Source organism: Mycobacterium sp. (assembly GCF_049683935.1).
In the GTDB taxonomy this organism is placed as follows: Bacteria; Actinomycetota; Actinomycetes; order Mycobacteriales; family Mycobacteriaceae; genus Mycobacterium.
Genome location: NZ_JBAUJR010000166.1, coordinates 1 through 3290 on the forward strand (window position 1 = coordinate 1; position 3290 = coordinate 3290).

Sequence of the window (3290 nt, forward strand, 5' to 3'; positions counted from 1 at the left end):
GAACGAGCTGTCGGGAGCGCTGGCGCGGGTGGATCCGGCATCGCTGCCGCCCGCTCTGGTGGCCGAATTGGCCGACGCGGAGGCCCGCGTCCTGCTGGCGCGACGCTTCCACAACGACGCGGTTCGCGACACTCTGGCGCTGCGCGAGCGGCCCGCGGTGCGCGTGCTGAGGCTCGGCGGAACAGCGGCGCTGCCAACCTATTTCGAGATCTCCGAGGGTGGGGCGCGGTCGACGCGCGAGGAGGTCCCGGTGAACAGGCGGACGTCGGCGCGGGTAGTCCTGCTCGACGACTCCGGCGCCGTGCTGTTGTTGTGCGGCTCGGATCCGGCGGCCGCCGGTGGGGCTACGCCCGCACCGCGGTGGTGGTTCACGATCGGTGGTGCAGCTCAAGCGGGGGAGTCGCTGGCTCAGACGGCGGCCCGCGAACTGGAGGAGGAGACCGGTCTGCGGGTGGACCCGGGCGACATGGTCGGTCCGGTCTGGTGCCGCGACGCCGTCATCGACTTCAACGGGTCGGTGATCCGCAGTGAGGAGATGTACTTCGTGCACCGGACGACTCGCTTCGAACCGTCGGACTCCGGTCGCTCCGGTCTGGAGCGGACCTACATTCAGGATCACAGGTGGTGCGATGCGACAATGATCGGCGAACTGGTCGCCAACGGCGAGACCGTGTACCCGGTGCAGTTGGGCGAGCTCCTCGACGAGGCGAGCGCGCTGGCCGACACCGTGGATGCGGCACCAGCGAGGCCGCTGCAATTGATCAGGTGACATGCGGTGTCGGCACGCGTGCCCACCGGATCAATCGCATTTGCCGTCGCATCTAGACTGGATCAGTAGCGATTGAAGGAGATCACGGTGGAATCCGAAACGCCTGGGGCAGGCCCGGGGGCATCACCCGCTCGCGGCACAGCGCGGGTCAAGCGTGGCATGGCCGAGATGCTCAAGGGTGGCGTCATCATGGACGTCGTCACCCCGGAGCAGGCCCGCATCGCCGAATCCGCGGGGGCTGTCGCAGTGATGGCGCTCGAACGCGTCCCCGCAGACATCCGCGCCCAGGGTGGGGTGTCGCGGATGAGCGATCCCGACATGATCGAGGGCATCATCGCCGCCGTCACGATTCCGGTGATGGCCAAGGCCCGTATCGGGCACTTCGTGGAGGCGCAGATCCTGCAGAGCCTCGGCGTCGACTATGTCGACGAGTCCGAGGTGCTGACACCGGCGGACTATGCCCACCACATCGACAAGTGGAAGTTCACCGTTCCGTTCGTCTGCGGGGCGACCAACCTGGGTGAGGCGCTGCGCCGCATCACCGAGGGCGCGGCGATGATCCGGTCCAAGGGCGAAGCCGGCACCGGGGACGTGTCCAACGCCACGACGCACATGCGCAAGATCGGTGGCGAGATCCGTCGCCTCACGTCGTTGTCCGAGGACGAACTGTACGTAGCCGCAAAGGAATTGCAGGCACCATACGATCTCGTCGTCGAAGTGGCGCGGGCCGGCAAGCTGCCCGTCACGCTGTTCACCGCAGGCGGCATCGCCACGCCGGCCGACGCGGCGATGATGATGCAACTCGGGGCGGAAGGCGTCTTCGTCGGCTCCGGCATCTTCAAGGCCGGCAACCCCGCCGATCGGGCCGCCGCGATCGTCAAGGCGACCACCTTCTACGACGATCCCGACGTGCTGGCCAAGGTGTCGCGTGGGCTGGGCGAGGCGATGGTCGGAATCAACGTGGAAGACATCGCGCAGCCGCACCGGCTCGCCGAACGCGGTTGGTGACGTCGATGAGCGCTTGCGCGAAGAGCAAACGGTAGATGGCGATCGAGGAGATTCTCGATCTGGAGCAGATCGAGGTCAACATCTACCGCGGTGGTGTCTTCAGCCCGGAATCCGGGTTTCTGCAGCGCACGTTCGGTGGCCACGTCGCAGGCCAGTCGCTGGTGTCTGCGGTGCGCACCGTCGATCCGAGGTACCAGGTGCACTCGCTGCACGGGTACTTCCTGCGGGCGGGTGACGCCCGGTCGCCGTCGGTGTACACCGTGGAACGGATCCGCGACGGCGGCTCGTTCTGCACCCGCCGGGTGACCGCGATCCAGCACGGCGAGACCATCTTCTCGATGTCGGCGTCGTTCCAGACCGATCAGAGCGGCATCGAACATCAGAACACGATGCCCGCCGCTCCGCCGCCCGATGACATCCCCGACTTCAAGTCCGCCAGCAAGGTGTTCGACGACGCCAGCTTCCGGCAGTTCGACGAGTGGGACGTGCGCATCGTGCCGCGCGAACTCCTGGGGGTGCGCGAGGGCAAGGCCTCCCAGCAGCAGGTGTGGTTCCGGCATCGCGATCCGCTGCCCGACGACCACGTCCTCCACATCTGCGCGCTGGCCTACATGAGTGACCTGACGCTGCTGGGTTCGGCTCAGGTCAACCACCCCGAGGAGCGCAGGCACCTGATGGTGGCGTCGCTGGACCACGCAATGTGGTTCATGCGCGCGTTCCGGGCCGACGAGTGGCTGCTCTACGACCAGTCCTCCCCGTCGGCCTGCGGCGGACGGTCGCTGACCCAGGGCAAGATCTACAACCGGTACGGCGAAATGGTCGCGGCGGTGATGCAGGAGGGTCTGACCCGCTACGCTCGCGATTTCACGCCCGGCCGCGGGTGAGTCCGCGCATCGGTGTCCTCGCGCTCCAGGGCGACACCCGCGAGCACCTCGCCGCATTGACTGCCGCGGGCGCCGACGCGATGACGGTGCGGCGCGCCGGCGAGCTCGACTCTGTTGACGCACTGGTCATTCCGGGCGGCGAGTCCACCACGATGAGCCACCTGCTGCGGGTGTTCGAACTCCTCGAACCGCTGCGCACCCGACTGGCCGACGGCATGCCCGCCTACGGATCGTGTGCCGGGATGATCCTGTTGGCCACCGAGATCCTCGATGCGGGCGTGCCCGGGCGTGACGCCACTCCGCTCAGCGCGATCGATATGACCGTGCGCCGCAACGCTTTCGGCCGTCAGGTTGATTCCTTCGAGGACGACATCGACTTCGATGGGCTCGACGGGCCCCTGCACGCGGTCTTCATCCGGGCGCCGTGGGTGGAGCGTGTCGGCGCGGGCGTCGACGTGCTCGCGCGGGCGGCCGGACACCCAGTGGCGGTGCGCCAGGGTCGCATGCTCGCGACGGCGTTTCATCCCGAGGTGACCGGCGACCGCCGGGTACACCAGTTGTTCGTCGACATGATCTGATCCGCATCGGGCGCGGAAAAGCACCGCCGACGGTGTAGATGCGCGCCCTAG

4 protein-coding genes are annotated in these 3290 nt (G+C 67.7%); all 4 read left to right on the forward strand.

The window, feature by feature from the left end:
- The coding region (locus WA965_RS09620) for an NUDIX hydrolase (protein WP_526447425.1) at window positions 1-769 on the forward strand (769 nt) is incomplete at its 5' end.
- A 159-nt stretch (window positions 770-928) separates the two neighbouring features.
- Window positions 929-1777 carry a pyridoxal 5'-phosphate synthase lyase subunit PdxS gene (gene pdxS / locus WA965_RS09625; protein ID WP_526297654.1) on the forward strand — a complete coding sequence of 283 codons (849 nt, stop codon included), beginning with the start codon at window positions 929-931 and terminating at the stop codon, window positions 1775-1777.
- Window positions 1778-1812: 35 nt separating this feature from the next.
- On the forward strand, window positions 1813-2661 hold the full coding sequence (tesB, locus tag WA965_RS09630; RefSeq protein WP_178358415.1) for an acyl-CoA thioesterase II: 849 nt from the start codon (window positions 1813-1815) through the stop codon (window positions 2659-2661).
- Window positions 2658-3239 carry a pyridoxal 5'-phosphate synthase glutaminase subunit PdxT gene (gene pdxT / locus WA965_RS09635; RefSeq protein ID WP_526297622.1) on the forward strand — a complete coding sequence of 194 codons (582 nt, stop codon included), beginning with the start codon at window positions 2658-2660 and terminating at the stop codon, window positions 3237-3239. The genes tesB and pdxT overlap by 4 nt, the downstream gene beginning before the upstream one ends.
- Window positions 3240-3290 lie beyond the last annotated feature (51 nt).